At 51.6% G+C, this 24,562-nt stretch carries 25 protein-coding genes and 2 pseudogenes; 15 read left to right on the forward strand and 12 right to left on the reverse strand.

The window, feature by feature from the left end:
• The first annotated feature begins 47 nt into the window (after positions 1–47).
• From ACX8ZY_RS21650 to ACX8ZY_RS21660, 3 genes are all read left to right on the forward strand, one after another.
• Positions 48–830 carry an SDR family NAD(P)-dependent oxidoreductase gene (locus tag ACX8ZY_RS21650; RefSeq protein WP_158132228.1) on the forward strand — a complete coding sequence of 261 codons (783 nt, stop codon included), beginning with the start codon at positions 48–50 and terminating at the stop codon, positions 828–830.
• Positions 831–1,030: 200 nt separating this feature from the next.
• Entirely contained in the window at positions 1,031–2,053 is a 1,023-nt protein-coding gene (locus tag ACX8ZY_RS21655) for an NADP-dependent oxidoreductase (protein WP_199267459.1), read from the forward strand.
• 161 nt (positions 2,054–2,214) lie between these two features.
• Positions 2,215–2,691: a glutathione peroxidase gene (locus tag ACX8ZY_RS21660; protein WP_323168692.1), complete on the forward strand. Its 477-nt coding sequence runs from the start codon at positions 2,215–2,217 to the stop codon at positions 2,689–2,691.
• Between the two features lie 235 nt (positions 2,692–2,926).
• Here the strand turns inward: ACX8ZY_RS21660 and ACX8ZY_RS21665 are convergent, their stop codons facing one another.
• Complete coding sequence (locus tag ACX8ZY_RS21665; RefSeq protein ID WP_045140186.1) at positions 2,927–3,940, reverse strand: LacI family DNA-binding transcriptional regulator; 1,014 nt, start codon at positions 3,938–3,940, stop codon at positions 2,927–2,929.
• Between the two features lie 113 nt (positions 3,941–4,053).
• Between ACX8ZY_RS21665 and ACX8ZY_RS21670 the strand changes: the two genes are divergently transcribed.
• Both ACX8ZY_RS21670 and ACX8ZY_RS21675 read left to right on the forward strand, forming a co-directional pair.
• Positions 4,054–4,884: an SDR family oxidoreductase gene (locus ACX8ZY_RS21670; RefSeq protein ID WP_421665423.1), complete on the forward strand. Its 831-nt coding sequence runs from the start codon at positions 4,054–4,056 to the stop codon at positions 4,882–4,884.
• Positions 4,885–4,893: 9 nt separating this feature from the next.
• Complete coding sequence (locus tag ACX8ZY_RS21675) at positions 4,894–6,036, forward strand: phytanoyl-CoA dioxygenase family protein (protein WP_421665424.1); 1,143 nt, start codon at positions 4,894–4,896, stop codon at positions 6,034–6,036.
• A 506-nt stretch (positions 6,037–6,542) separates the two neighbouring features.
• Here ACX8ZY_RS21675 and ACX8ZY_RS21680 read toward each other — a convergent pair.
• Positions 6,543–7,730, reverse strand: coding sequence for an MFS transporter (locus ACX8ZY_RS21680; protein ID WP_022624669.1), 1,188 nt, complete (start codon positions 7,728–7,730; stop codon positions 6,543–6,545).
• A gap of 172 nt (positions 7,731–7,902) precedes the next feature.
• The gene (locus ACX8ZY_RS21685; protein ID WP_089415238.1) at positions 7,903–8,832 is read right to left on the reverse strand and encodes a LysR family transcriptional regulator; all 930 of its coding nucleotides are present in this window, start codon (positions 8,830–8,832) and stop codon (positions 7,903–7,905) included.
• Between the two features lie 127 nt (positions 8,833–8,959).
• Here ACX8ZY_RS21685 and ACX8ZY_RS21690 point away from each other — a divergent pair, with 127 nt between their 5' ends.
• Positions 8,960–9,526, forward strand: coding sequence for an NADPH-dependent FMN reductase (locus ACX8ZY_RS21690; protein ID WP_421665425.1), 567 nt, complete (start codon positions 8,960–8,962; stop codon positions 9,524–9,526).
• Positions 9,527–9,569: 43 nt separating this feature from the next.
• Entirely contained in the window at positions 9,570–10,094 is a 525-nt protein-coding gene (locus ACX8ZY_RS21695) for a VOC family protein (protein ID WP_459261247.1), read from the forward strand.
• Between the two features lie 257 nt (positions 10,095–10,351).
• Here the strand turns inward: ACX8ZY_RS21695 and hemH are convergent, their stop codons facing one another.
• From hemH to ACX8ZY_RS21715, 4 genes and pseudogenes are all read right to left on the reverse strand, one after another.
• Positions 10,352–11,323, reverse strand: coding sequence for a ferrochelatase (hemH, locus tag ACX8ZY_RS21700; RefSeq protein WP_010259113.1), 972 nt, complete (start codon positions 11,321–11,323; stop codon positions 10,352–10,354).
• Positions 11,324–11,953: 630 nt separating this feature from the next.
• A complete protein-coding gene (locus ACX8ZY_RS21705; RefSeq protein WP_010259114.1) occupies positions 11,954–12,244 on the reverse strand; it encodes a Bor family protein in 291 nt (96 codons plus the stop codon).
• A 199-nt stretch (positions 12,245–12,443) separates the two neighbouring features.
• A pseudogene (locus ACX8ZY_RS21710) lies at positions 12,444–12,578 on the reverse strand (molecular chaperone DnaJ); the annotation flags it as partial.
• A 66-nt stretch (positions 12,579–12,644) separates the two neighbouring features.
• Complete coding sequence (locus ACX8ZY_RS21715; RefSeq protein WP_022624663.1) at positions 12,645–13,097, reverse strand: GNAT family N-acetyltransferase; 453 nt, start codon at positions 13,095–13,097, stop codon at positions 12,645–12,647.
• Positions 13,098–13,268: 171 nt separating this feature from the next.
• Here ACX8ZY_RS21715 and ACX8ZY_RS21720 point away from each other — a divergent pair.
• Both ACX8ZY_RS21720 and ACX8ZY_RS21725 read left to right on the forward strand, forming a co-directional pair.
• Positions 13,269–13,469, forward strand: a pseudogene (locus tag ACX8ZY_RS21720) (amidase family protein); the annotation flags it as partial.
• A gap of 345 nt (positions 13,470–13,814) precedes the next feature.
• On the forward strand, positions 13,815–14,201 hold the full coding sequence (locus ACX8ZY_RS21725) for a hypothetical protein (RefSeq protein ID WP_033773735.1): 387 nt from the start codon (positions 13,815–13,817) through the stop codon (positions 14,199–14,201).
• A 252-nt stretch (positions 14,202–14,453) separates the two neighbouring features.
• Here the strand turns inward: ACX8ZY_RS21725 and ACX8ZY_RS21730 are convergent, their stop codons facing one another.
• Positions 14,454–15,182: an SDR family NAD(P)-dependent oxidoreductase gene (locus tag ACX8ZY_RS21730; RefSeq protein WP_421665426.1), complete on the reverse strand. Its 729-nt coding sequence runs from the start codon at positions 15,180–15,182 to the stop codon at positions 14,454–14,456.
• A 98-nt stretch (positions 15,183–15,280) separates the two neighbouring features.
• Here ACX8ZY_RS21730 and ACX8ZY_RS21735 point away from each other — a divergent pair, with 98 nt between their 5' ends.
• The gene (locus ACX8ZY_RS21735) at positions 15,281–15,664 is read left to right on the forward strand and encodes a winged helix-turn-helix transcriptional regulator (RefSeq protein WP_421665427.1); all 384 of its coding nucleotides are present in this window, start codon (positions 15,281–15,283) and stop codon (positions 15,662–15,664) included.
• 358 nt (positions 15,665–16,022) lie between these two features.
• Here the strand turns inward: ACX8ZY_RS21735 and ACX8ZY_RS21740 are convergent, their stop codons facing one another.
• Entirely contained in the window at positions 16,023–17,270 is a 1,248-nt protein-coding gene (locus tag ACX8ZY_RS21740) for a sensor domain-containing diguanylate cyclase (protein WP_033780070.1), read from the reverse strand.
• 433 nt (positions 17,271–17,703) lie between these two features.
• Positions 17,704–18,087, reverse strand: a complete 384-nt coding sequence (locus ACX8ZY_RS21745; protein WP_033786812.1) for a nuclear transport factor 2 family protein — start codon at positions 18,085–18,087, stop codon at positions 17,704–17,706.
• 234 nt (positions 18,088–18,321) lie between these two features.
• Here ACX8ZY_RS21745 and ACX8ZY_RS21750 point away from each other — a divergent pair, with 234 nt between their 5' ends.
• From ACX8ZY_RS21750 to ACX8ZY_RS21770, 5 genes are all read left to right on the forward strand, one after another.
• Positions 18,322–18,963, forward strand: a complete 642-nt coding sequence (locus ACX8ZY_RS21750; RefSeq protein WP_421665428.1) for a TetR/AcrR family transcriptional regulator — start codon at positions 18,322–18,324, stop codon at positions 18,961–18,963.
• 60 nt (positions 18,964–19,023) lie between these two features.
• The gene (locus ACX8ZY_RS21755) at positions 19,024–19,605 is read left to right on the forward strand and encodes a TetR/AcrR family transcriptional regulator (protein ID WP_029519282.1); all 582 of its coding nucleotides are present in this window, start codon (positions 19,024–19,026) and stop codon (positions 19,603–19,605) included.
• Between the two features lie 52 nt (positions 19,606–19,657).
• A complete protein-coding gene (locus ACX8ZY_RS21760) occupies positions 19,658–20,761 on the forward strand; it encodes an alkene reductase (protein WP_089415193.1) in 1,104 nt (367 codons plus the stop codon).
• 54 nt (positions 20,762–20,815) lie between these two features.
• The gene (locus ACX8ZY_RS21765; protein WP_033761021.1) at positions 20,816–21,559 is read left to right on the forward strand and encodes an SDR family oxidoreductase; all 744 of its coding nucleotides are present in this window, start codon (positions 20,816–20,818) and stop codon (positions 21,557–21,559) included.
• A gap of 405 nt (positions 21,560–21,964) precedes the next feature.
• On the forward strand, positions 21,965–22,738 hold the full coding sequence (locus ACX8ZY_RS21770) for a COG4705 family protein (RefSeq protein WP_158149972.1): 774 nt from the start codon (positions 21,965–21,967) through the stop codon (positions 22,736–22,738).
• 101 nt (positions 22,739–22,839) lie between these two features.
• On the opposite strand, the gene ACX8ZY_RS21775 is transcribed toward ACX8ZY_RS21770, so the two are convergent.
• Together ACX8ZY_RS21775 and ACX8ZY_RS21780 are read right to left on the reverse strand one after the other, a co-directional pair.
• Positions 22,840–23,166 carry a hypothetical protein gene (locus tag ACX8ZY_RS21775; RefSeq protein WP_010259140.1) on the reverse strand — a complete coding sequence of 109 codons (327 nt, stop codon included), beginning with the start codon at positions 23,164–23,166 and terminating at the stop codon, positions 22,840–22,842.
• Between the two features lie 185 nt (positions 23,167–23,351).
• Entirely contained in the window at positions 23,352–24,422 is a 1,071-nt protein-coding gene (locus tag ACX8ZY_RS21780; RefSeq protein WP_031594605.1) for a LacI family DNA-binding transcriptional regulator, read from the reverse strand.
• Positions 24,423–24,562 lie beyond the last annotated feature (140 nt).

Genomic DNA, 24,562 nt, shown 5'->3' on the forward strand with positions numbered 1-24,562 from the left:
ACATCGCTAACAGCGATTTTTATCAAACAAATGAAGAAGATAAAATTATGACTCGTACTTCAGTCCTCATTACAGGCGCATCAACGGGTATTGGTGCTGTTTACGCTGAGCGCTTTGCACGTCGTGGACATGACCTGGTTCTGGTTGCTCGCGACAAATTGAAATTAGAGGCGCTTGCTGAACGGCTGCGACAGGAAAATCATATTTCCGTCGATGTGCTGCCTGCCGACCTCACGCTGGCGAGTGATTTAGCTGCTGTTGAAGCACGCCTCCGGGAAGACACGCGGATAGGTATTCTTATCAATAACGCAGGTATCGCTCAGTCCGGCACGTTTACCGAGCAGACGCCTGATTCCATTGAACGCCTTATCGCGCTTAACGTCACGGCCCTGACAAGACTGGCCACTGCTGCTGCAGGCCGGTTCGCAGAAGCCGGAGAAGGTTCGATCGTCAATATCAGTTCCGTAGTGGGTCTCGCCCCGGAATTTGCAATGACGGTTTACGGCGCAACAAAAGCCTTTGTTCTTTTCCTCTCTCAGGGAATGAACGTTGAGCTCTCTTCAAAAGGCATTTATATCCAGGCGGTGCTCCCTGCAGGTACGTACACCGAAATCTGGGATCGTGCCGGTATCGACATCAGTAACGCCTCAAAAATGATGGAAGTGGGCGAACTGGTTGACGCCGCTCTGGCGGGTTTTGACCGCCGCGAACACGTGACGATTCCGCCATTACATAAAGCTGAGCGCTGGGATGTTCTTGATGCCTCCCGTCAGGGTCTGCTCTCGGACATCAGACAGGAAGAGGCCGCAGAGCGATACAAAACCCTTTAGCTAAGCCCTGCTCAGCAGAATCTTTTACGGGTTCTGCTGAGCGGTAAATCGACCATGAATCTCTTAATGGTGGCATGAGCATATTAACCGGCAAAACCTTATTCCATTATTTATTACGTTGCTCGCGGAGCCGATTTTTTGCTCAGCAACAGAGGCACCTGAAAGTACGTCAGTGCTAAATATCAGAGGATAAACACCAAATGAAAACCAGGACGATGCGAGCCTTTACGTTTAAGCGCTACGGGAAATCACCTGAGCTGGGATTTGAAAATGTAGATTACCCTTCCCCCGGTGCCGATGAAATCCTGGTAAAAGTCTATGCCGTTGGTCTGAATCCCATTGATAACATGATCCCCGGCGGAATATTCAAACCGATTCTGCATTTTAAACTTCCGGCGACGCTGGGCAGTGATTTGTCAGGCGTGGTGATTGCAACAGGAAGTCGGGTGACACGTTTCAAGCCGGGCGATGAAGTCTTCGCCTGCATTTTCGACAGGGGAACAGGTTCACTCGCCGATTTTGCATGCGTACCTGAAAGTCTCGCGGCTTTTAAACCTGAAAATCTGGATTTCATTGAGGCTGCTTCGCTGCCGATGGTTAGCCTCACCGCCTGGCAGGCGTTTACAGAGAGAGCACATCTGCGACCAGGCCAAAAAGTGTTTATTCCGGCAGGTTCGGGAGGGATTGGCACTATTGCGATTCAGCTGGCAAAGCATCTTGGCGCCCGGGTAGCGACGACGACCAGTTCAGCCAACGTGGAGTGGGTGAGTCGGCTGGGCGCAGATGAAGTGGTTGACTATAAAAAGCAGGAATTTGAAACCGTGCTGAGTGGCTACGATCTCGTACTCGGCACGCTGCGGGGGGATTCCATTGAAAAATCCATGCAGATTCTTAAACCTGGTGGAAAGATTGTTTCTCTGGTCGGTCCATTAGACGTTAATTTCGCGCGAGCCCGGCAGCTGAATATCTTCCTGCGGATGATTTTTGCCCTGATGAGTCGCAAAATTATGCGCCTTTCAAAAAAGCGCGGTCTGGATTATTCATTTCTCTTTGTGTGTCCTGATGGCGATCAACTCACCCAAATCGGCAAACTTATTGAAGCAGGACATATCAAACCGGTAATCGACAGGGTGTTCCCATTTGCAGAAACTCAGGATGCGCTTGACTGGCTTCAACGCGGACATGCAAAGGGTAAAGTCGTGGTTAAAATTCATCAGGAATAACAACCAAATCTGACGTGGGAAATAGTCATTAACTCAGGTGGTAGCACCTGAAGCCAGGATGCGTGACCTGCTAACTAAGCATCTGCTTCCCAGACCCCGCTCTCGTTATGCACTCTGTGGTAATGTTAACGCCATACGGTTTTTGCTCTGAGGATTGCGACATGTCTCCCTTTTATCAACTCACTGCCACCAGTCTGAATGGCCAGCTTATCCCGATGGCCGACTACGCTGACAAGGTGGTTCTGGTGGTTAATACCGCCAGCCATTGTGGATTCACGCCACAATACGCAGGTCTTGAATCGCTCTATAAAAAGTACGCCGCGCAGGGGCTGGTGGTGATGGGTTTTCCCTGCAACCAGTTCGGAAAGCAGGAACCCGGCGGTGCCGAAGAAATCGCGCAGACATGCCACATCAACTATGGTGTGAGTTTTCCGATGTTCGGGAAAGTTGAGGTCAATGGCACCTCAACGCACCCGATTTTCCGTTACCTGAAAGATGAATTACCCGGCGTGCTGGGTGGTCGTATTAAGTGGAACTTCACTAAGTTCCTGATCGGGCGCGACGGCAAACCGATCAAACGCTTTGCCCCGACTACCACCCCGGAGAAAATGGAATCCGCCATTCTTGCTGCTCTTTAAGTGAGGTGTTTTACCATCTCACTGTCAATGACGGGATTACCAGTAAACTGTTTCTTTCCGCTCCATCTGGCAGCGCCTGTAACTCATCGACGTCTGTTCAGGGCCAGAAGCGGACGTTGTTCATCCTTAACTACGTTGATTATTGGGGGAGGGAGTCAATAATCCAGGGCATCAGTAATTTAACTTTTAACTCGTACACCTCTCAGGGCTCGGATGACTTTAATGGAGATATAAGTCAGATGTTGTAAGGGGTTACAACAATTACGCGTGATAATGCCGCTTCATCCTCTGTTTCTGGCAAAAAACCATGAAAACGCAGAATCGCGCTAAATGCTGACCTCGCGTCTTCCTTCAGATCATGATCAATCACCGCATCTATTTTTTCAGCAGTCAGCAGAGCGCGGTTCTCTTCATCCAGGTCGTGACCAATAAAGGCTTCTATCTGCCGTTGCATTGCTGTAAAAGCCCGTAGAATCGCGCTGTTTCCCCCGCCCACGCTGTAAACAGACTTGATAGAAGAGTCCTGTTCCAGCGCCTTGCACATCTGCGTAAAAGTCAGTGAATCGATACCATATCCTTCACTGACGGTTATGGTCTTCAGATACGGCGCACGCTGATTAAGCGCCTGTATGAAGCCTGCCATGCGCTGTTCTTCTCCACGAAAATCCGTACTGCTGATCACTATCGCGACTGTTTGTGCCGTCCTCAAAAGCCATCGGGAAAGGAGCCATGCTGCCGTTCGCCCCGCACCGACATTATCCATTCCCACATAGCAGATACGCCTGCTGTCCGGCAGGTCTGTAACCAGTGTGACCACCGGAACGTTAAGCTCCGCCAGCTCTGCGATAGTTCCCTCGAGCAACTGATGATCGCTGGCTTTGAGCAATACGCCATAGCTGTCATTACTGCAGCGACGCAGCTCGCGTTGCAACTCTTCTAGTGTGACCTCTTCAAAGATGTGGCAGCGCAGTGTCAGCCGGAAAGGTGCAAAGCTTTTAATCTGACTGAGCAGCGCCGCCACAGTCAGTGAACTGAAGCGTTCCGGCGTGTGCATCACCAGGTCAATGGGCAACGTGCGTCCACTGGCAAGGCTGGCGCGTTGTTGTAATTCCAGATCCTGGATTGCCTGGGCAATGCGCCGGGCAGTACGAGGACTTACGCTGCCTCGCTGGTGCAATTCTCTGTCGACAGTGGCTTTACTGACGCCGGACTGTGCCGCGATTTGTTTGATGGAGAATGACCTGACCATAAATTGAGGTCTCTTTGAGGTTATGTGGACATATTGTTAACCGAATGTAATTGCTAAGGTCAGTGTTAGCAAGCGGGCAGACCTTACCTCTCCTGACTAAGAAAGGACAACAAATGGACCTGAATGAAAGCGGCAGTTTTAACCATAAAGTGTTCGTCGTTACCGGCGGAACCCAGGGGCTGGGCGCAGCCGTTGCCCGTCTGCTGTCAGAGCGTGGGGCGCGGGGCATCGTGATTTGCGGACGTAATGCGATAGCCGGACGTGAACAGGCGGAAACCCTCAGCCACCCCGGGTGCGAGGTGATATTTGTTGAAGCGGATATCAGCTCGCCAGAAGCCTGCATGAAAGTGGTGGAGGTAGCAGAATCGGCGTTTGGCACCCTGCATGGACTGGTGAACTGTGCAGGCATGTCCGACCGAGGCACTATCCTCGACACTACCCCGGAGCTATTTGACGCCATTATGGCGGTCAACATTCGTGCCCCTTTCTTTCTGATGCAGGCGGCAATCAAGATGATGATTGCCAAAGGCGTTGAAGGCAGCATTGTCAATATCATTACCATGACCTCCCATGGCGGTCAGAGCTTCCTGACCGCATACGCCGCATCGAAAGGCGCACTGGTTACACTCACTAAAAACGTTGCTTTCAGCGCCATGCGCAATCGTATCAGGGTGAACGGTCTGAACATTGGCTGGATGGACACGCCTCATGAGCACGACATCCAGCGGCACTATCATAATGCTGAAGAAAACTGGCTGACCAAAGCTGAGCAGGCGCAACCTTTTGGCCGTCTGCTGAAGTCAACTGAAGTCGCACGGGCCGTAGCGTTTCTCCTTTCCGGGGAGTCGGGAATGATGACAGGCGCGGTGATCGATTTTGATCAAAGTGTGGTTGGTTGCGGTGACAACGGTGGTTTTCAGCCATCACATGCTCTGACTCTTTGAGGTAAAAACATGAACAGCATCTATATAAATGACAGTCATATTTCTCTCGATAAGTTTGCTACGCTTTGCTCGCAGACGCTGCGCAAAGACGATTTCCCACTGGCGCATTCCGTCGATAAAAATGTGCTTATCTATCATCATGACGATCTGATGGCAGCAGCCAAAACCGATCGTCAGTCCCTGCTGGGTGAACTGCATCACGCATTCTCTGGCGGACCAGGAGTGTTCGTGGTTCAGGGCTTATACAGCGACGTTTCCGCTATAGACAGCAGCAATAAGGTGTTTGAGGATATTCTCGCCAGCGAAGCGGAAAACGGCGGTGGTGGCGACCACTTTGCCAAAGCCGGAAGTAATGGGCGTATCTGGAATGCGCTGCAAAAAGTAGCGGAGCGTGATGCCGATGTCTTCGTTGCATACTACAGCAACCCTTTGCTGGCGCTAATTTGCGAAGCCTGGGTTGGCCCCGGCTATGAAATTACGGCGCAGGTAAATCAGGTTCGTCCCGGCGGCAAAGCGCAACAGCCGCATCGGGATTACCACCTTGGCTTTCAGCTTAATGATGTCGTCGCCCGCTTCCCGCTGCCGCTGCATATTCTGTCGCAATACCTGACGCTTCAGGGTGCGGTCGCGCACAGCGATATGCCGATAGAATCAGGGCCGACCCAGCTGTTACCCTGGTCGCAACAATATGCAGAGGGCTATCTGGCCTGGCGCGATTCGCGTTTTATTGAATTTTTCCAGCAGCATGCCATTCAGTTACCACTGAAAAAAGGCGACGGATTATTTTTCAATCCGGCGCTGTTCCATGCCGCGGGAAATAACGTTACGCAGGACCATGTACGCACTGCTAATTTGCTACAGGTCTCATCCGCCTTTGGCAAAACCATGGAAAAAGTGGATCATGTCAAGGTGATGGAGGCAATCTATTCTACTCTGCTGAGTAAGCCATTAAGCGATGAGCAGCGACAGGCCGTTGTGGCGGCGAGCGGCGAAGGCTACTCCTTCCCGACTAATCTTGATACCGATCCTCCGCTGGGTGGTCTGGTGCCCAAAACGCAACAGCAGCTGTTGCTTGAAGCGTTACAACAAGGCTGGTCGGCTGACGAGTTTAGCCGGCAACTGGCAAATCACGAGAGTAAGAGAAAAGCATAGTTTTACATGGGTTACAGGCATGGCGTAACTCACCAACAGATGCGTTACGTCATGTCGATAGAATCGGGCTTTAGTGGCTCATTTTTTCTGACTCTGTTCCTGATTCATCTGGTTATCGGGACATGGTCAGGAGTACAGGCTTCATTTCTGCCATCAGGGTGATAAAAGCTTTCCCTGAAGCTATTTCAGTGCTCTTCCCCCTGGACAGCCTGAAGACAGGCAAAACAGGATCGAATCGCAGGAATTACGTTGTTCCTGCTCAGTGTTTCAGCAAGATGCAGTACATAAAAGTCCGTGGCCTCAGAAACCAGACTTTCAAATATCTCAAGCTTCTGTGCGAACAGTGCGGGCGTACTCCGGATAAGCGCCCGCATCTCTTTTTCCTGCTGTCTGGTAAAGTGCGGCGCGCATTCAGCTATTGAATTTTTCATTGCCTCCCAGACGTCCTCAGTATCGAGTCTCTATGCGAAGACTGCCAGATGCCCGCTCTGTGCCAGAAGCGGACGTTACTCACTGTGAGAAGCTGAACGCATAGCAGCGCTATGCCCGGTTTTGTCAGTCAGTCCGGATATAACTGCCAGAATCAGCGCTATAACCGAGAGTATCGCGCCTGCCCAGTCAGGCGACTGAAGACCAAAGCCGGCCGCTATAACTGCCCCTCCCAGCCATGCACCCAGGGCATTACCGAGATTGAAGAGGCCTATGTTAACGGCTGCAGCCAGCGTCGGAGCCCCTGCCGCCCGCGCTTTGTCCATCACCAGTTTCTGGATGGGGGACACGGTCGCAAACCCAAACGCAGCCATCAGAAAAATACAGACCGCTGACATGACCTGGCTGTGGGCCGTAAAGTTAAATACCAGCAGGACTACGGCCTGAGCGGCCAGGGTGACGTAAAGCATCGGCATCAGCGCGCGATCGGCATATCTGCCGCCCAGCTGATTACCGACAAATAGCCCCAGACCGAACAGCAGCATCAGCCATGCCAGGCTGCTTTCGCTGTATCCGGCCAGCCCGATCATCATGGGTGCGATATAGGTAATGGAGGTAAAAAATGCACCCGGCCCAAAGACCGTTATGCCCATCGCCAGCAGAACATTGACGTTGCGGAAGGCATTAAACTCGTGTGCGAAATTATGGTTCTCCGGACGGGGCTGATGCGGGATAAGCATACCGACGCTGATAACCGTAACAACTCCAATTGCGGCAATAACCATAAAAGCATCTCGCCAGGAAAGATGCTGCCCGATCCAGGTACCGACGGGAACACCAATAAGATTTGCTACGGTCAGTCCCATGAACATGAATGCAATCGCCCTTACCCGCTTAGACGGCGCAACCATATCGGCAGCAATGATCGAACCAATACCGAAGAAGGCGCCGTGAGTCAGCGACGTGATGATCCTGCCCAGAATGGCAATGCCCAGCGTGGGCGCAAAGGCCGTAACGAGGTTACCCGCCACAAACAGCAGCATCAGAAAAACCAGCATGGCTTTTCGGGGCACTTTTGAGCCCAGAATAATCAGGGCCGGCGCGCCGACAAAAACACCCAGCGCATAAGCCGTTGCCAGATTTCCGGCCACGGGAATAGTAACGTTGAAATCAGCCGCAATAACGGGAAGCAGGCCGGCAATGATGAATTCAGTCGTACCGATACCGAATGCACCAATCGCCAGCGCCCAGAGAGCAAGTGGCATAACAAATATCCTGTCAGTTAACCTATTTTTTTGTCTGAGCTGCGCATAACACGTGCCGGCTTTCGTTTAGAGAACCGGCACATGACACGGTGATGGCAGCAGGACAGACAGGATATAAGCTTGCTTAGAGTTGATAAACAGCCCTGAAATCGCCTGAGTGGTGATAAAAATTCTACTTAAGAGTGCCAAAGTATCCTTTTTCGGCCTTACTCAGCAGTTCATCGACAATAAGCCTGACCCTGGGGATCAGATGCCTTGTCCGGGGCCAGACAACGTTCAGCCCGACGGGTACGGGCATATGATCGGGCATAACAGCAACAAGCCTGCCCTCATCAATATGGCTGTTCACCATCGATTCCGGAAACTGGGCAATACCTGCTCCTGCCAGGCAGGCCTGAAGCATGGCGTCTCCGTCGCTTATCTGGTGTGCCGAGGCCGAGATAAACTTTATTTCCCGCTCCCCGGCTGGCCGCAGCCGCCAGGCAAGCGGTGCCCCCCGCCGGTACCCCATAATGCAGCAGTGTTTTTTTAGCGCATCGACATCAAAGGGCTGACCATGCCGCTCAACATAAGCGGGAGATGCGCAAAGCATGAGGCGCTGCCGGCTCAGACGACGCGCAATCAGCTCATCGGTACTCTGCAGTTCGCCCAGGCGCAGTACCAGGTCAACGCCCTCCTCAACCGGATCAATCAGACGGTCGTTAAAGGTCAACACCAGACGCAGGGCTGGATAACGATTCATCACTTCAAGCAGCACCGGCATCATCAGGTTGCGTCCGAATGATGCCGGCATGTCTATACGCACCGTTCCGGCAGGATTGTCCTGCCGCCGGCTGAGCGTATTTTCAGCCGAGTCCAGAATTTCCAGCGCAGAGAGGCAACTGGTGAGATAGGCCTCTCCGTCACTGGTCAGGCTTAGCTTACGGGTTGAGCGGTGAAACAGACGCGTTCCCAGCCTCTCCTCAAGCCGCGCCACGCTTTTTCCGACGGCAGATTTTGTAATGCCCAATTGCTCCGCAGCTTCAGTAAAGCTGCTGGACCTGGCCGTTGTGACAAAAGTCGTGATCCCTCGCAAGGATTCGGCTGTAAACCCGGTAGACATAAAGTTGACTCTCTGGCGACTCATAGCGTGTTTATCGATGTGTAATTCTATACCAGGCTTAAGTCAGTTCGAAAACAAAGTGCCGGCACCTGTCGGCGTATCCATATTAAAAACACAGGGAGCAGTCATGTCACAGACAAGACCTTTGAAATTTGTCTCACTGCTGGGCAGTCTTCGTACGGATTCTTTTAACGCCGTCGTAGCCCGCAATCTTAGCCTGCTGGCGCCGGCAGGCGTGGATGTCAGCGCGCTCAGCTCTGTCGGGGAAATACCGCATTACGACGCTGACCTGCAGGCTCAGGGGTTTCCTGAATCGGTTGTTGAAATGGGACAAGCGATAGCGGCAGCAGACGGCCTGATCATTGTCACACCTGAATATAACTATTCTGTGCCGGGTGCCCTGAAAAATGCGCTGGACTGGCTTTCACGTCTTCCGGATACCCCTGTCGCCGGTAAGCCCGTCGCCATAATCACTGCGTCACCCGGTGCCATAGGTGGTGCAAGGGTGCAGTATCACCTGCGTCAGATTCTGGTCTTTCTTGACGGCAGAGTGCTTAACAAGCCAGAGGTCATGATTGGACAGGCCTCATCCCGGCTTGATCCGAAATCCGGCCGCATAACGGATGCGGACACCCGTGACCATATTTCGGCTCAGCTTAGTGCGCTCGCGACAATGGCGGCCCGCCAGGGCTGATTAATAACATTACTCACATCTGAACAACCACAGGGAGAAAACTATGTCTACCAACGTTATTCGCGCTATGGACCATGTCGGCATTACCGTTTCTGATATTGATGAGGCTACCCGCTTCTTTTCTGACGCCTTTGGTGCAGAAGTTATTTATGACTCCGTCTCGCCTTCAGACGATGACGTAAAAGGCGAAGAAACGGAAAATATTCTGAACCTGTTCCCGGGAACGAAAATTACCACGGTCAGAATGATGAAGCTGAAGCACGGCCCGGGACTGGAACTTTTTGAAATGAAGGGGCCAGAGCAAAGTCAGCCCGTGCGACCCAGCGATTATGGCCTGCAGCATTTTGCTGTTTACGTTGATGACATCAACGAGGCTATCAGCCTGTTCGAGCAGGCTGGCGGGAAAATGTTTACTTCTCCTCAGCCCCTGATGTTTCCAACTGAGGTGGGAGAGAATAACTTTTTCTGTTACGGCCGCACGCCGTGGGGTAGCGTCATTGAACTGATTTCTTTACCTTCAAAGCTGCCGTATGAAGACCATACCTCTCTGCGCCGCTGGAAGCCCTGAGTGTAACCGGGTGCGCCAGCGCAGGCGTACCCGTAAATACTAAACGTCCGCTCCTCGCTCATAGCTGACTTGCCCACGAATAATCTCCGACTTATACCCACGTACAAGACAGTTGCTTGCAGCTGGAGTGGCTGGTTTTCCAGGCGGCCCCTATAACGCCGCCCCGGCACGTATCACATACATGTCCGGGAGGGCCCACTTCTGGTTTCACTATGAATGTTGACACCTGCAACATCCTGCTCCCAAGAGTGTGAAAATCATCCCTGAAACCGATTAAGGTTCACAAGTTGTCGCAGCATCTCGATATGAATCGGTTTATCATTAAGCGCCGGTATATAAGTAAACGATGTACCACCCGCATGCATAAAAATCTCCCTGTTCTGCTCATCAAGCTCCTCAAGCGTTTCTAAACAGTCTGATGCGAACCCCGGGCTGATTACATGCAGGCTTTTTATTCCTTCATTCGGTAGATTTTTAATTGTCTCATCAGTAAAAGGCGTTAACCATGGCTCTCTGCCGAATCTTGACTGGAACGTCATCAATATTTTCAATGACGGCATATTGATTGCTTCAATGAGTAATTTTGTCGTTAACTCACATCTTTCCTGGTATCGGTCCCCCTCTTTGACAAACCTTACCGGTATACCATGATATGAAATTAACAATGCATCTGGAACGCCGTTAGCTTCGAAAGATGCCTGAACGGATGCTCTTAACGCTTCAATGTAGGCAGGGTGATCGGCATAGTCATTGATGAAATTTATGGAGGGTGTATACCGGTTCTTCATTATCTGCAGGTGACGGCTCACGCTATCCCAAACAGAAGAAACGGTCGAAGATGAAAACTGGGGATACAAAGGAATGACGATAATTTTATCGACGCCTTTTTCCAGTAGCCTGTCAATTGCACCACCTATACTGGGCTCGCCATAACTCATCCCCAGCTCGACGGGCATACCTGTCACTTCTTCAAGCGCACGGGCTTGCCTGACGCTGTAAACCATAAGAGGGGAACCTTCCTCCATCCAAATCGAAGAATATAATTTCGCCACTCGCCTTGCACGTAATGGGATAATCACGCCATGTAGAATGGGGCACCAGATGATTCTTGGTAAGTCGACCACTCTGTAGTCATGCAGAAATTTAGATAAAAATTTCTTTACCGCAACAGGCGTTGGTTCTTTTGGTGTTCCAAGGTTAACAATCAAAACACCCTGTTTATTCGTCATCAGGTGGGACCCTCAAAGCCATTGTCACTAACTCACTCATGCCAGTCACTCCGTAGCAGCTTGTCTTAAAGGCCTCAATTTGACCTCATTTTGTAGAAATAATTGAAATGCAGATTGACTGTTTCACGGCTTATGATGCTATGAATCTGATTGCAGCCATCGTTTTTACTCGATGATCATGATTTTAGGACATATCATCAGTGAAAACATTACTTTCTCTATCGTCAGATTTAACCGGTGCGGGGCTACGCGACGTCATCATTGAAGTCGGGGTGTGGAGGAGTTAGCTGGAGGAGGTGAGAAAAACCGGATCTGGATGCCCGCGCAGATGCATGCCTTAGGCTTGATCTTTTTATGCGTATAAGTGATGAAGGCGACTGACCTGCTCCCTGTTAATCCTTACAGAACGCTTTTAGCAATGTCCGTTACTCGCTCAAAGCGGACTGACACGCATCAACAGCTTACCACTGCTTTTACCAGGCTGGACGACGTTGCCTGAACTCGTTTCGGATATCGTCGTCAGCAGGCGAGCCGCGCAGCGGTGCGAGAGCAGAATTTAATAGTTACAATATACTAATGCGATTTAATAACAGGCGCAGGATTAGGCCGGCGAACCGGCCTGAGGCATTATCAGATGGCGCAATAAACGCGCGCTTCACGTGGCGTGTAGATACCAAACGTCACCACGCTCAGTAAGCCATTAACAAACGTCTGCTGCACTTCAACCCGGTTAACTTTTTCCTGGCCGCCGCACACCTGCGCCGCATCAATGCTCTTACGCTGACCGATACCTGAAACAAAGAACGGCTGGCTGGTGGTTTTCGTCGCCGCACCAACTTGATTCTGTTTCATTACGAAAGTCTGCTGCGCACAGCCGGTTAAACTCAGAGCCAACAACGCCGCAACACAAAGCTTGTTCATAAATATCCTTATCGCCTGAAATGAAAAAAAATGCTGAGTGAAATCATCACTCAGCCAGCAATCAGGTTATCGACAACGAAAGCGGAAACATGAGAAAAATTTTTAAGTACCCCTAACGGATACGTTTTGCTGAATAGTACAGCAATAAAAAAAGCCCCTGCACAGCAGGAGCTTTTTATGTTTACCGCAGCGTTTCCGCTTAGCGAGTCAAATCGTAGAAGAACTTTTTGACGCCATCGAGAAAGCTTTTTGAATGCGGACTGTTCTTCTCGCCCGCCGCACCACCAAAGCACTATTCCGGCTCACGCAGCAGCGACTTATGCTTCTCGCTCATAGTGGACCCTGGGCTGCCGTCAGTCCGCTTAGTGCCAGAAGCGGACATCAGTTCCAATTAATATAGTCAGCGTAATGCCTTTGAGAAACAGACAGCTTCTGCCCTGCCTATATATGGGCCGTAATTCTCGATAGGGACATAACCATTTTTCATGTAGAAATTTACAGCACGATAGTTGATGTGTCGGGTTTCCAGCCTAATTTCGATATATCCCATCTCTTTTGCAGATTTTTCAAGAAAAGTGAGTAAAGCAACGCCAATCCCTGACGCACTTCGGTCTGAAAACATCCTTTTAATCTCGGCTATATTTTTAGTTAATGGCCGTATAGCACCACATCCCAAAGCTTTGCCTTGAGAATTCTTTGCTAATGCCCATAAAGCATTGTCATCACTCATTGCTTCGACGGTGAAATTGCTTTTGCCGTTATCACCAGTAATAGCGGCAAGTTCTGCTGATAGAACTTCGACTAAGCGATGGGACTCTGACGAAAATGGATCTGATTTTTCTACTGTTATCATGGTTATATCCTGCAGGATAAATGTGACCAACTTAAAGCATCCTGTTAAGGAAAGCATCAGCCTAAAACGGGTGATGGGACAACAATTATTCAAACCATCCTTGGGATGTCATGTCCGCTTTTCGCTCAAAGCAGCCAGTCGATGCGCTAACATCACGTTTTCAATCAGTCACCGTTTACTGCGCTGGCGAACGTGTGCGGAACCCCCGCGATGTCTGTTCCTCTGGGCTTCCTTTCTTCCCGTAATCTGCCGATTGGCATGCAGTTCTGTGCAGGATTTAATCAGGAGCATTTATTGCTGGCACTGGCGGGTCAGCTTGAAAGCGCCTATCCGTGGCAGACAAGAAAACCAGCGGTGTGGGCTGGTCGCTAAAGACCCTTTCAGAAGCATCGCCCGATGCTTTTTTCCAGGACGTGTAAGCGATGACCTCCTCTCTGCTATTTTTTGTCTCGACAATAGCGGGGAGAGGCGACCGGCTCATAAAGACACCTGGAAAACTTTAGCTCACTGCTCACGGTTGACATGACCCTCCGTAACAGGCATACCACTTTGTCAGTTTTGCCGTTAGCGAACAGGTGAACAACCGGGAACTTACGCTATCAAACGATCTGATGTTGTGAGTATTTGCGCTCGTCGTCAGAAGCGGAATAATATCAATATCGGTGGTTTTAATCTGCTGAAGTAACAACTCAGGGCTGAAATAGAAGGAGGATTAATATGCAATCAGTTCGCCTCATGGGTGACGGATACGAACCTCATGTGACACAGGAGGAAGGTAAACTGACCTACTCATTGCCTGTCGATTCTGGTTTTATCAGCTATGAATTTGCCTTTGAGATCAGCCGGCACGATCTGGATATTCTGCTTTCCGATGATTACAGACGTGCCGTGCTCGAAATTACTGCGCATACCTTGCTCCAGCGTTCGACGCTAAAAGGCTATGACCGCTTTACCCAGAAAGACTTCGATAAACTGGTCACGAACACCCTTCACTCCACACCCGATTTCCTGCAAACATTCATTTCTCAGATAAGCCATGAACATCACATTGTTATAGAGCATTACGTGAAAGAAATCATGGACCGGCGTTCTGCCTCACAATGAATACAATGAGTACTAAATTTTGGTCTCCCGAAAGTGAAAATCCAATAGAAATAATAAACTGACGCAATATGATTTTACGCTGCGAAGTTATTTCTGAATCTGAACAATAAAGGGGGACCAGAACAAATCCAGGAATGAAATACCAGTCTTAGAAATGTTCTTAGCTGGAATAGCATGGGGAGAGCTTCTCAATGAGTCAAAACCCTCCCCGCCATGCCATCGAGCAACCCCGCAACGTCCGCCGCTAATCCTTTATGCAGTCATCCCGCCATCAATCACCAGTTCGGTGCCGCTGACGTAACTGCTTTCATCGGAGGCCAGAAACAGGGCCGCAGCCGCGACTTCATCAGGATTACCCAGCCGCTTTGCCGGGATCCGTTCGCTGAGTGTCTGCCTGACTTCATCGCTGGCCTGGCTAAACATCGGCGTATCCGTTGGGCCAGGGCTGAGTGTATTAACTCTGATGCCACGCGGTGCCAGCTCGCTGTTCCAGGTGCGGGCATAGGATCGCACCGCTGCCTTGCTGGCGGAATAGGCAGCATAGCCAGGATTAGCAATGCTTCCCGCGATCGACCCCACCAGCACGATGCTGCTGCCCTCCCCCATGAGCCGTACCGCGTGCTGCACCGTCAACACCATGGCACGCACATTCAGATCAAAGATGCGATCAAGGTGCTCCTCCGTGGTCTCTTCCAGTCTCGCAGGTTCTGACACGCCAGACGAGTTGACGAGGATATCAAGTCTGCCAGCCCTGGCATTGAGGGTTTCAAACAGACGCTCAAGGTCGCTTGTGTGGGTGATGTCACCCGCAATCGCCTCGACCTCACCGCCAATCAGCGCTACAGCCTCAGCCAGCTGTGCTTCACGTCGGCCCGTTATAAAAACCCGTGCGCCTTCCTGAACAAAACGGCGAGCAACAGCGAGGCCAATACCGCTACTACCACCGGTGACCAGGGCTATCTTTCCACTTAGTTTCATCATTACCACTCCGGATAGGGGTTAGACACCTCATGGTATATTTATTATATTTAGTGTCAATTACGCACCTGATGTACACCAGATATCCTCAAGGAAACCAAATGACCACTGATATCACCGTAGTGCTGGCCGAGATCAACAGCACGCGCCCTATCCTGGAACAGGTGGCAAACAAGTGGTCAGTACTGATCCTGACCGTGTTGTGCTCCCAGCCCTCACGTTTTAACGCCATCAAGCGCAGGCTCGACCCCATCACACATAAGTCTCTGACGGAGGCATTACGACGACTGGAACGCAACGGATTAGTGAGCCGCCACGTGATTGCCTCCTCCCCTGTGGCGGTGGAATATGCGATTACGCCGCTGGGCCGAACGTTGCAGGATCCTTTTGTCGCGCTGGTGAGCTGGGCAAAGCAACATGGGGGAGTGATGGAACAGGCGCAGACGGTTTATGATAATGGACGGGATATCGATGAGTCTGTATAAACTCCGCCCGGGTGGCGTTCCTGCATGTCGATAACGTCAGGTTAATGACCAGATGATTCCAGCAGGAATAATGAGTTACCGTACGCGGAGATCCGTAAAGTCACTCAGGCCAGTCCATCACAGACGTTTGAGTGAATACAGGTGCCTGTCTCGCACATAGATGTTGGTCATCAGCAACAGACTTCTTTTTGAGCCTGAAACAGAAAATCTTTCTGCTGTGGCACGCGGTTTCAGAATATTAGGCGGGTTAATCAGGCGTTCAGGAAATGTATCCTTGCGGGAACAGGCGGCAAAGCGTTAAACGTAAGATCTATTACCTTCAAATCCGGAAGGTCATACCAGCAATCATATGCATCGACTAAGGCTCTTCTGACTCAAAAAACTGATACGACCCATCACGTCGGGCTTTGGCCTGGTACATCGCTTTATCCGCGTTTTCGAATAATATTTTGGCCGATGCCGTCCCAAAGCGGGCAAGGCTGATACCGATAGCCGCGCCAATGCGCACATCCATATTATCAATGGCGAATGGCGCGTGCAGACTTTCAATAATACGCAGGGCAATGGCAGCGGCTGTATCGCGATTTCTGCACTTTGCCGCCACAACAAATTCATCTCCGCCCAGTCGCGCCAGTGAGTCGCCCGGACGCATACAGCGTTGCAGCCGTTCACTGACCTGCTGCAGCAAGGCATCCCCTGTCGCGTGGCCCATCAAATCGTTCACCGCCTTAAAGCCATTAAGATCGATAAACATCACCGTCGTGTAGGCCTCATCATCCACCTTCGCCAGCATGCGCCCAACCTGGTCGTTGATCCAGGTACGATTATGCAGCCCGGTCAGCGTATCCAGCGTTGCCAGCTTCTCCAGATTGCGCATCCTCTCTTTGTCTCGCGTAATGTCGCGCGACACCAGAACTGCACCGATATTTTTGCCGGTAGAGGGATTGATGACGCCACAGGCTTTGGTGCCCAGAATGATGTAGTGGCCGTCACGATGCAGCTTGCGCACCTCAACGACGTCCGGCAGCACTCCCCCGTTGAAGATGCAGGCGAGTGCTTCAGAGGCGGGGCCGCGGTCATCGGGATGCAGGAAATCCACCACCAGCTGACCGACAACTTCTTCGGCTGTCCAGCCAATCATTTCGCTATAAGAGGGCGAGATTGAAACGTACCGGCCATCCGCGTCGCAATGGGCAATCAGATCGGTGCTGTTTTCAATTAACAGACGATATTCTGCCGCCGTGCGCAGCGCATCTTCCAGCGCTTTACGCTGTCCGGTCACATCCAGAATGAAGCCGTTATACTGCAGACGGGACGTACCAGGCTGGCGATCCGGCAGGCCAGATACAATAACCCGACGCGTCTTGCCATCCAGACAGTTGATCGGCACTTCAATATGAAAAGGCGTCAGGAAATCAAGCGCGGCGGTCAGTTGCAGCGCGATCTTTGCATCGTCATCGGCCTGTGCCAGTCTCAGCCATGAACTCAGCGTCACACCCTTCAGTTCAGGCATCAGACCAGCAGGGCTTTCCTGACTGGCGACGCAGATACCCTGGGCGTCTGTAGACCAGACAGCGGTAAAAGAGGGTTTGATCATTGTGTTCATGGCGGCCGACTCCGACGTAGCTGACGATATTAAACAGGCTCAATACTCGTCGCTACAGACCTGATTATAACCGTTAATGTCCGCCTGTAGCTGAAGGAGGATCCGGAGACAGGTTCACCATTGCGAGAATACCCGCCATTGACGGCGGCTGACGCTGCGCTTATCCGTCTGCAGCTGCTGAGGTGCCGCCCTGCCCGCACAAGAGTGAGCGAACCCGGGATTCAGTGTCAGAAGTATGAGCCAGTGTTTATCGGCCGATCGGGCCAGAATCTTTAATGATGCCACCTCTGCCATAAGCGCTGGGGTATGATTATGTTGATTAATAGCAACCGGATAATCAGGCGTAAAATCACCTTACTGTTTTAGTCGTCACAATCCATTTTTGCAGCCCGTAGCAAACGCAGGCTGCAACGGTCAGCTGACCAGACTGCAATCAGTCTGCCGTATGTGTGTGATAGATCTTGCTGACCACGGTCCAGCGATCGTTCACTTTCAGCAGGTTAAAAAAATCAGTGAAACGGAAACCAGAAATGTCGTCAGTGTCGATGCGGGCACTGGCGGCAGTCCCAACAATATCTACGCGCACGATAGCCGCTTTTGCTTCGGGTGAAGGACGGAATGCGGTGTCGATGGTGTCAAACAATCCCTGAATTGGACCGCCGCTGAGGTTGCCGTCACTGTCGAGACCAAAAATGGTCGCCCTGTCGCTGAAAGCGGGCTTCATGAGCTCACTTTTCGCCTGCTTTCCTCCCTCGTTATACTGATTCAGCACTGCCACGATGGCGTTATAGTCCTGTACATAGGTCGTGTTATTCATCTGTTTTCTCTCCGTTCTGATTAATAAGGTATCCCTTCAGACACCCCGCTTTTGGGTGATATTTTCTGACACAGACACGTACCGACTCAGCGCGACAGCAGCCTGCCGGGGAGAGCGCAGGCGGGATAAAAGGCGAGCCACTGTGTCGATTTAATTCTGTAGTGAGCACTACGTAATAGTATTATTGTATAGTGATCACTATGTAATGTGTCAAGAGAATGATTGAGGCCGTCTATGAAAATGCCTGACCAGCCTGCCGTGACTGAAAAGCCGAAAGGCCGGCCACGAAGCTTTGACCGTGATAAAGCGTTGCTGAAAGCGCTGGATCTGTTCTGGCGCAAAGGTTTTGAGCCGGCATCGGTTGCCGAACTTTGCGCCGCCATGGAAATCAACCCACCCAGCCTCTATTCCGCCTTTGGCAACAAGGCAAAACTTTTTCTGGAGGCCGTGAACTACTACGAAACGAAGTACTGGAAAGCGACCTGGCTGCGGCTTGAGGAGAGGCAGGATATTGGTGAAGCGATTGACGGTTTCTTTAGCGAAGCAGCCGATATTCTGCTCTCCCCTTCAGCGCCCTGCGGCTGCATGGTGGTACTGGCAGCCATCAATGTTTCAGCAGAATCGACGGACGTTGTCAGGGCGGTTAGCGTTCTCAGACAGGAAGGGAAAGATCTGTTTGAAAAAAGGCTGGTCAGAGCGGTTCAGGAGAAGCAACTGCCCGCAGATACCAACACCGTCGCGCTGGCTACCGTTCTGAATACGCTGCTGGAAGGCATGTCGATAGAGGCGAAAGACGGTGCGACGCTTCAGAGCCTGAAATTGATCGGCCAGTACGCCACCCGACTGCTTCACCCGCTCACAATCAGAAACAGATAGCATGAAACAGGTTAAAAGTTACTAGACGACCGGTCAGTTTTTCACTAGAGTGTGCACATTATGAAAAGAAACGTGACAGATATGCGGCAGCACATCATTGATGTGGCCAGGGCGATCATTACTCATAAGGGCTACAGCGCCGTCGGGATTTCCGAGATTGTAAAAGCGGCGGATATCCCAAAAGGCTCGTTCTATTACTACTTTCCGTCGAAGGAAGCGTTTGCAGAGGCGCTGCTGGAGCACTACTTCAGCCACTATTTGCTGGAAGTAGAGCATCAGCTAGGCGGAACAGGAACGGCGAGAGAGCGACTGCTGCGCTATTTTACCTTCTGGAAAACCACCCAGGGCGCAGACCTGCCTGAAAGTAAATGTCTCGTGGTCAAGCTGGGGGCGGAAGTCTGCGACCAGTACGATAACATGCGGCATGTGCTGGCAACGGGCACCCATGAAATTGTGCTCAAAATTGCTGCCTGCCTCCGGCTCGGTCAGGAAGATGGCTCCCTGCCCGCCGTAACGGATGCCACTGAACTGGCAGAAGAACTCTATCAGCTCTGGCTGGGGGCTTCCCTGATGGCGAAAATCCACGATCCTGACAAAGCGTTCAGTCAGGCAATGAACGCAACAACACGGCTACTCGGGTAGCCGGTTTTTTTATCCAATTACTAGACGACCGGTCAACTATTAAGAGGTTTATATGACTGACAACAGTACCCGTACCGATTTATTCTCACCTGTTTCGATGGGCAGCCTTCAGCTGTCAAACCGCATTGTCATGGCACCGGTCACGCGTAGCCGTTACGGTGAAGAGGGTGTGCCTGATGAACTCCATGCTACCTACTATGCACAGCGTGCCGGGGCTGGCCTGATTATTTCTGAAGCCACCAACATCTCTCCGCAGGGACGCGGCTATGCCGCTACGCCGGGGATATGGAGCGAAGAGCAGGTGGCTGGATGGAAAAAAGTCACCGGGGCAGTCCACGCCAAAGGCGGCAAAATCGTCTGCCAGTTATGGCACGTGGGCCGTTTTTCAAGCGTGGAACTGCAGCCTGAGGGCCAGCGTCCGGTTGCACCTTCTGCTATTAAAGCTGATGGACAGACTTACACCGTAAACGGTTTTGTGCCGGTATCGACGCCGCGGGCGCTGGAAACAGAAGAAATCCCCGGCATTATTGAGCAATATAAACGTGCAGCTGAAAATGCCCTGCGTGCCGGTTTTGACGGCGTTGAGGTGCACTCCGCCAACAGTTACCTGCTCGATCAGTTCCTGCGTGATTCCACCAATCACCGTACTGACGCCTACGGTGGCTCTATTGAAAACCGCGCCCGCCTGACGCTGGAAGTGACAGAAGCCATCATCAACATCTGGGGCAATGACAAAGTCGGTATCCGCCTCTCTCCGGTCACGCCTGATGCCGGTAACACCCCGCCAGACAGCAATGTTATGGCGATGTACGGCTACCTCATTCAGCAACTTAACCGGTTCAACCTGGCTTATCTGCACTTCGTTGAAGGCGCGACGGCCACCTCTCGTGATGTGCCTGCTGATGTGGACATGGACGCGCTGAGCGCCCAGTTCAACGGTCCGTTTATTGGCAATAACAACTATGACCTTGAGATGGCCATCAGCCGCCGCAACGCCGGAATTATTGATGCGGTTGCCTTTGGACGCCTGTTCATCTCCAACCCGGATCTGGTTAAGCGTCTGCGTTACGGTGCCGCGCTGACCATCGCGCCGAAAGAAGCCTATTACGGCGGTGGTGCAGAGGGTTATACCGACTGGCCGGAAGCCAGCTGCTGATAACGGTTTATGGCGGGTGACTACCCGCCCCTTTCACCAGAAGGAGAATTAAAAATGAATTACCTGCAACAGAAAACAGCCATTATTACGGGTGCATCCTCCGGGATTGGTGCGGCTACCGCGCGGGAACTTGCGCGTCATGGCGTGAATATTGTGGCGGCAGCACTGGACCAGGATGGCCTCGATACGCTGGTACGTCAGATTGAAGCTGAAGGGGGACGCGCTGTCGGCCTGGTAACCGATGTTACGCGTCTGGAAGAAACCCAGGCGCTGGTGAAGTTCGCCAGTGACACCTTCGGCTCCATAGACATACTGATTAACAATGCGGGCCTGATGCTTTTCTCAAGCTGGAGTGACGTTGCATGGGAAGAGTGGAACAAAATGGTCGACGTCAATATCAAAGGCTATCTGAACGCCATTGCCTCTGTGTTACCCGTTATGCTGAAGAAAAATGAGGGACAGATCCTGAATATGGCATCGGTTGCAGGTCATCAGGTGGATGCGGGTGCAGGGGTTTACAGTGCAACAAAATTCTTCGTCCATGCCATGACAGAATCGATGCGCAAAGACTTAGGGGTTAATAACGGGATACGCGTCAATACCATCAGCCCTGGCGTAATCAATACCGGCTGGGCCGATAAAGTCGGCGATCCTCAGGGCCGTAAAGTGGCTCAGGAACTCAATAAATTAGCCATCAGCCCACAGGATGTGGCTAATGCGGTGGTGTATGCACTTAATCAGCCGCAGAACGTTACCGTCAACGACCTGATCGTTTCTCCCACCAGACAAAACTGGTGATATCCGGATAACAGCGTCGGGGTTGCCACGCCATCCACCCTGCCCTGATGCTGATTATCAGGGCAATACTGCCCCGGCATGGCTCGCACGCCCTGATGCTACTTTCCTTCAATTTTCGCCTGATTAAGCCGCCGGGCTATCACTCTTTGCATCGCCTGAAAATTAAGAAGAAAACAGAGTAACTCAGAATTAATTCTTATAGGTTAACAGGGAAAACAGCCCAAACACTGCACTCCGACAGAGCAAATATTACATTAAATCATAGGGTAAATGCCGGTTTAGTGATTGACAAACTGTGATCAAAAATCCTGTCATAGTTTTCTTTAGCTTAACCTTTTCTTAAGATTAATCTTATAACATCGTCTCTGTATTAGCCCATGTTGGGCTGTTCCGGAGTATCACCCTATGCAAAATAACAACACAGCTTCTCACGCTCTCAGTAAAGTTCCGGCCGTTACCGCGGCTTTCTGGTTAACCAAAATCGCTGCGACTACCCTGGGTGAAACCGGCGGCGATGCGGTGACCATGTCGATGAATCTCGGTTACCTGACCGGGACATTGATTTTCGCCATCATCTTTCTGGTCGCGGTGGTGGTGCAGATAAATCGCCACAGTTTCAACAAATGGATTTACTGGTTCACCGTGGTGGCCACAACCACCGTTGGCACGACGATGGCAGATTTTGCCGATCGCTCACTGGGCATAGGGTATTTAGGTGGCACCGTGCTGCTGAGCACCCTGCTTATCCTCTCGCTTTTCCTGTGGAAAATCACCTGCGGTACGGTTGCGGTCAGTTCAGTGAGCAACGGCGTCACAGAGAGTTTTTACTGGGTCACTATTATGTTTTCACAAACCCTGGGCACGGCCTTAGGTGACTGGACGGCAGACACTGAAGGGCTGGGCTACGATGGCGGGATCCTGCTGTTTGTTGGCGCGCTGGCAATCATCTGGGCGGCCAGTCGCTTTACATCACTTTCGCGTACGGGGCTCTTCTGGGCGGCCTTTATCCTGACCCGACCACTGGGTGCCGTGGTCGGCGACTTTCTGGACAAACCCCTTGCCTCAGGCGGACTCGCGCTAAGCCGCTACGGTGCCTCACTGACGCTGGCGCTAATCATCATCGCTCTTCTGGTGATACTGCCACAGCGTCCGGCAATGAAGACCGCCACGGCGAGTTAAAAAACGTTACTGGCAAATGTACAGATAACGCATCGACTTAAACGTAATCAGGGCCGCCAGCGATGGCGGCTTTTTTATTATCTGATGCGTAACAGGCTACATCAGACAGAGCGCTCAAATGAGACGATTTGACCATCGGGTGCAGCAGAGAGTACTGGCAGACTCTCTGCTGGCTCCTGCATTTTCACCCGAAACGCCGTGTTGCTGGCATCAAGGAAAACGGTTCTCAGATGACGGTTACAGATGAACCATATTTCATCGCGGTCATTTGAAAGAATGTAGTAAGCATCTGATGTTTCAGAGGGGTTAAAACAGCCCAGCGCGCGATAAGCCGTCTGCGGGGTAAAACCGCTGGAAAGCGGCAGTGGCCTGGGGCCATGCGCTAACTCTTCAATCCTGAGGTAAAGCCCCTGTTCAAGCCACAGCATAATGTCACTCCCTGAGAGTAGAGAAACCGGGCTGAACGTGTCGGCTGCATTACCGCGAAGCAGAATGCCCGTTCACTGACCGATTTAGTGATCGGATAATTTTTCCGACGTGCAGAATCGTTATCCTGATCTGAGCATAGCAGCGGCGCGTTCTTATGCTTTTTTTATCTGCTTGCGGTGTTCTGCTACTCAAGGCGACTGGCGAGCAGCCGCAGCTGCTCAGCAATCTGCTTCAGATCACGCTGCTGCTGACCGGCGATACCCGTCGAGCTGCGTACCACCAGTTTTGCCGGAAGGATAGAAGAGGAACGCTGCTCATCCTGCTCACTGGCTAACAACAGACGCGCAACGGCCTCTTTGCCCTGTAAATCAAGATCGAGCGACACCGTGGTCAGCGCCGGATGGAAGAAGGCACTTTCATAGGTGTCATCGTAGCCAATCACCGAAATCTGCCCCGGCACCGCTACACCGCGCTGATGCAGCGCGCTCAGCACTCCCAGTGCCATCTGATCATTTCCCACCAGCAGCGCGCTGAACTCCGGCGCTTCACGCAGCAGTTGCAGCACGCCGTTGTAACCACTTTGCGCATCCCAGTTACCGTGGCTGACGCTGACCGGCTTCAGACGATAGCTCTCCAGCGTATCCAGCCAGCTCTTTAACCGCAGATTGGCAGAAACGGACTCCTCTGGCCCGGCCAGCAGAGCAAATTCCCGATGCCCCTGCTCGTAGAGATATTTGACACTGGCACGGGTACCGTCAGCCGGGTTAAACGAAACGTTAAACACCGCGCTGTACGGATCAACATCAAGAAACAGACACAGGATATCGTCGTTCTCCTGCACGATCCGCTCCGCATCACTGCTCTCCAGCGGGACGTTGATAATCACCTTATCCACGCGCTGCGACTTCAGCTCATTGATACAATTCTGCAGACTTTGATTGACGTTCTCATCAATCATGGCGATCAGCACCTGATAGTCAGCGGCATTGGCATATCGTTTAACCGCAGCGGCCACCTGCGAAGGAGCATGCAACGCCAGCGATGTGGTCACCAGACCCAGCGTTGTGCTCTGCTTACCCACCAGCTGTTGCGCCAGTCTGTTTGGCACGTAGCGCAGGGTTTCAATAGAGTTCTCCACCTTGCGCCGCGTTGATTCTGAGACGTTTGCCGACTTATTCAAAACCCGCGAAACCGTCTGATAAGAGACGCCAGCATGGCGGGCGACATCCTCTAAGGTGGCATTTTTTGATTTCATAATTCGCATCCCTGATTACCGATGGCGGAATGGTATCACAGCAGCCGAATAAGCCAGGTTACCGCAGTCACATTGCGCAAATAAAAAGTAAAAGTCATACCTTCACATCACGAGGTTTGGTGATCTGATTCACTAATCGT

The organism is Pantoea sp. XAF26B01_ASV70 (genome assembly GCF_054512635.1).

Bases quoted from the DNA above. Each gene is read 5' to 3' on its own strand.
- ACX8ZY_RS21680 (WP_022624669.1), bottom strand. From the start codon at position 7,730: ATGCCACTTGCTCTCTGGGCGCTGGCGATTGGTGCATTCGGTATCGGT.
- ACX8ZY_RS21695 (WP_459261247.1), top strand. From the start codon at position 9,570: ATGTCTACCAACGTTATTCGCGCTATGGACCATGTCGGCATTACCGTT.
- ACX8ZY_RS21675 (WP_421665424.1), top strand. From the start codon at position 4,894: ATGAACAGCATCTATATAAATGACAGTCATATTTCTCTCGATAAGTTT.
- ACX8ZY_RS21740 (WP_033780070.1), bottom strand. From the start codon at position 17,270: ATGAACACAATGATCAAACCCTCTTTTACCGCTGTCTGGTCTACAGAC.
- ACX8ZY_RS21735 (WP_421665427.1), top strand. From the start codon at position 15,281: ATGACCACTGATATCACCGTAGTGCTGGCCGAGATCAACAGCACGCGC.
- ACX8ZY_RS21690 (WP_421665425.1), top strand. From the start codon at position 8,960: ATGTCACAGACAAGACCTTTGAAATTTGTCTCACTGCTGGGCAGTCTT.
- ACX8ZY_RS21745 (WP_033786812.1), bottom strand. From the start codon at position 18,087: ATGAATAACACGACCTATGTACAGGACTATAACGCCATCGTGGCAGTG.
- ACX8ZY_RS21770 (WP_158149972.1), top strand. From the start codon at position 21,965: ATGCAAAATAACAACACAGCTTCTCACGCTCTCAGTAAAGTTCCGGCC.
- ACX8ZY_RS21780 (WP_031594605.1), bottom strand. From the start codon at position 24,422: ATGAAATCAAAAAATGCCACCTTAGAGGATGTCGCCCGCCATGCTGGC.
- ACX8ZY_RS21705 (WP_010259114.1), bottom strand. From the start codon at position 12,244: ATGAACAAGCTTTGTGTTGCGGCGTTGTTGGCTCTGAGTTTAACCGGC.
- ACX8ZY_RS21685 (WP_089415238.1), bottom strand. From the start codon at position 8,832: ATGTCTACCGGGTTTACAGCCGAATCCTTGCGAGGGATCACGACTTTT.
- ACX8ZY_RS21755 (WP_029519282.1), top strand. From the start codon at position 19,024: ATGAAAAGAAACGTGACAGATATGCGGCAGCACATCATTGATGTGGCC.
- ACX8ZY_RS21730 (WP_421665426.1), bottom strand. From the start codon at position 15,182: ATGATGAAACTAAGTGGAAAGATAGCCCTGGTCACCGGTGGTAGTAGC.
- ACX8ZY_RS21670 (WP_421665423.1), top strand. From the start codon at position 4,054: ATGGACCTGAATGAAAGCGGCAGTTTTAACCATAAAGTGTTCGTCGTT.
- ACX8ZY_RS21665 (WP_045140186.1), bottom strand. From the start codon at position 3,940: ATGGTCAGGTCATTCTCCATCAAACAAATCGCGGCACAGTCCGGCGTC.
- hemH (WP_010259113.1), bottom strand. From the start codon at position 11,323: ATGACGAATAAACAGGGTGTTTTGATTGTTAACCTTGGAACACCAAAA.
- ACX8ZY_RS21660 (WP_323168692.1), top strand. From the start codon at position 2,215: ATGTCTCCCTTTTATCAACTCACTGCCACCAGTCTGAATGGCCAGCTT.
- ACX8ZY_RS21765 (WP_033761021.1), top strand. From the start codon at position 20,816: ATGAATTACCTGCAACAGAAAACAGCCATTATTACGGGTGCATCCTCC.
- ACX8ZY_RS21715 (WP_022624663.1), bottom strand. From the start codon at position 13,097: ATGATAACAGTAGAAAAATCAGATCCATTTTCGTCAGAGTCCCATCGC.
- ACX8ZY_RS21650 (WP_158132228.1), top strand. From the start codon at position 48: ATGACTCGTACTTCAGTCCTCATTACAGGCGCATCAACGGGTATTGGT.
- ACX8ZY_RS21760 (WP_089415193.1), top strand. From the start codon at position 19,658: ATGACTGACAACAGTACCCGTACCGATTTATTCTCACCTGTTTCGATG.
- ACX8ZY_RS21725 (WP_033773735.1), top strand. From the start codon at position 13,815: ATGCAATCAGTTCGCCTCATGGGTGACGGATACGAACCTCATGTGACA.
- ACX8ZY_RS21750 (WP_421665428.1), top strand. From the start codon at position 18,322: ATGAAAATGCCTGACCAGCCTGCCGTGACTGAAAAGCCGAAAGGCCGG.
- ACX8ZY_RS21655 (WP_199267459.1), top strand. From the start codon at position 1,031: ATGAAAACCAGGACGATGCGAGCCTTTACGTTTAAGCGCTACGGGAAA.
- ACX8ZY_RS21775 (WP_010259140.1), bottom strand. From the start codon at position 23,166: ATGCTGTGGCTTGAACAGGGGCTTTACCTCAGGATTGAAGAGTTAGCG.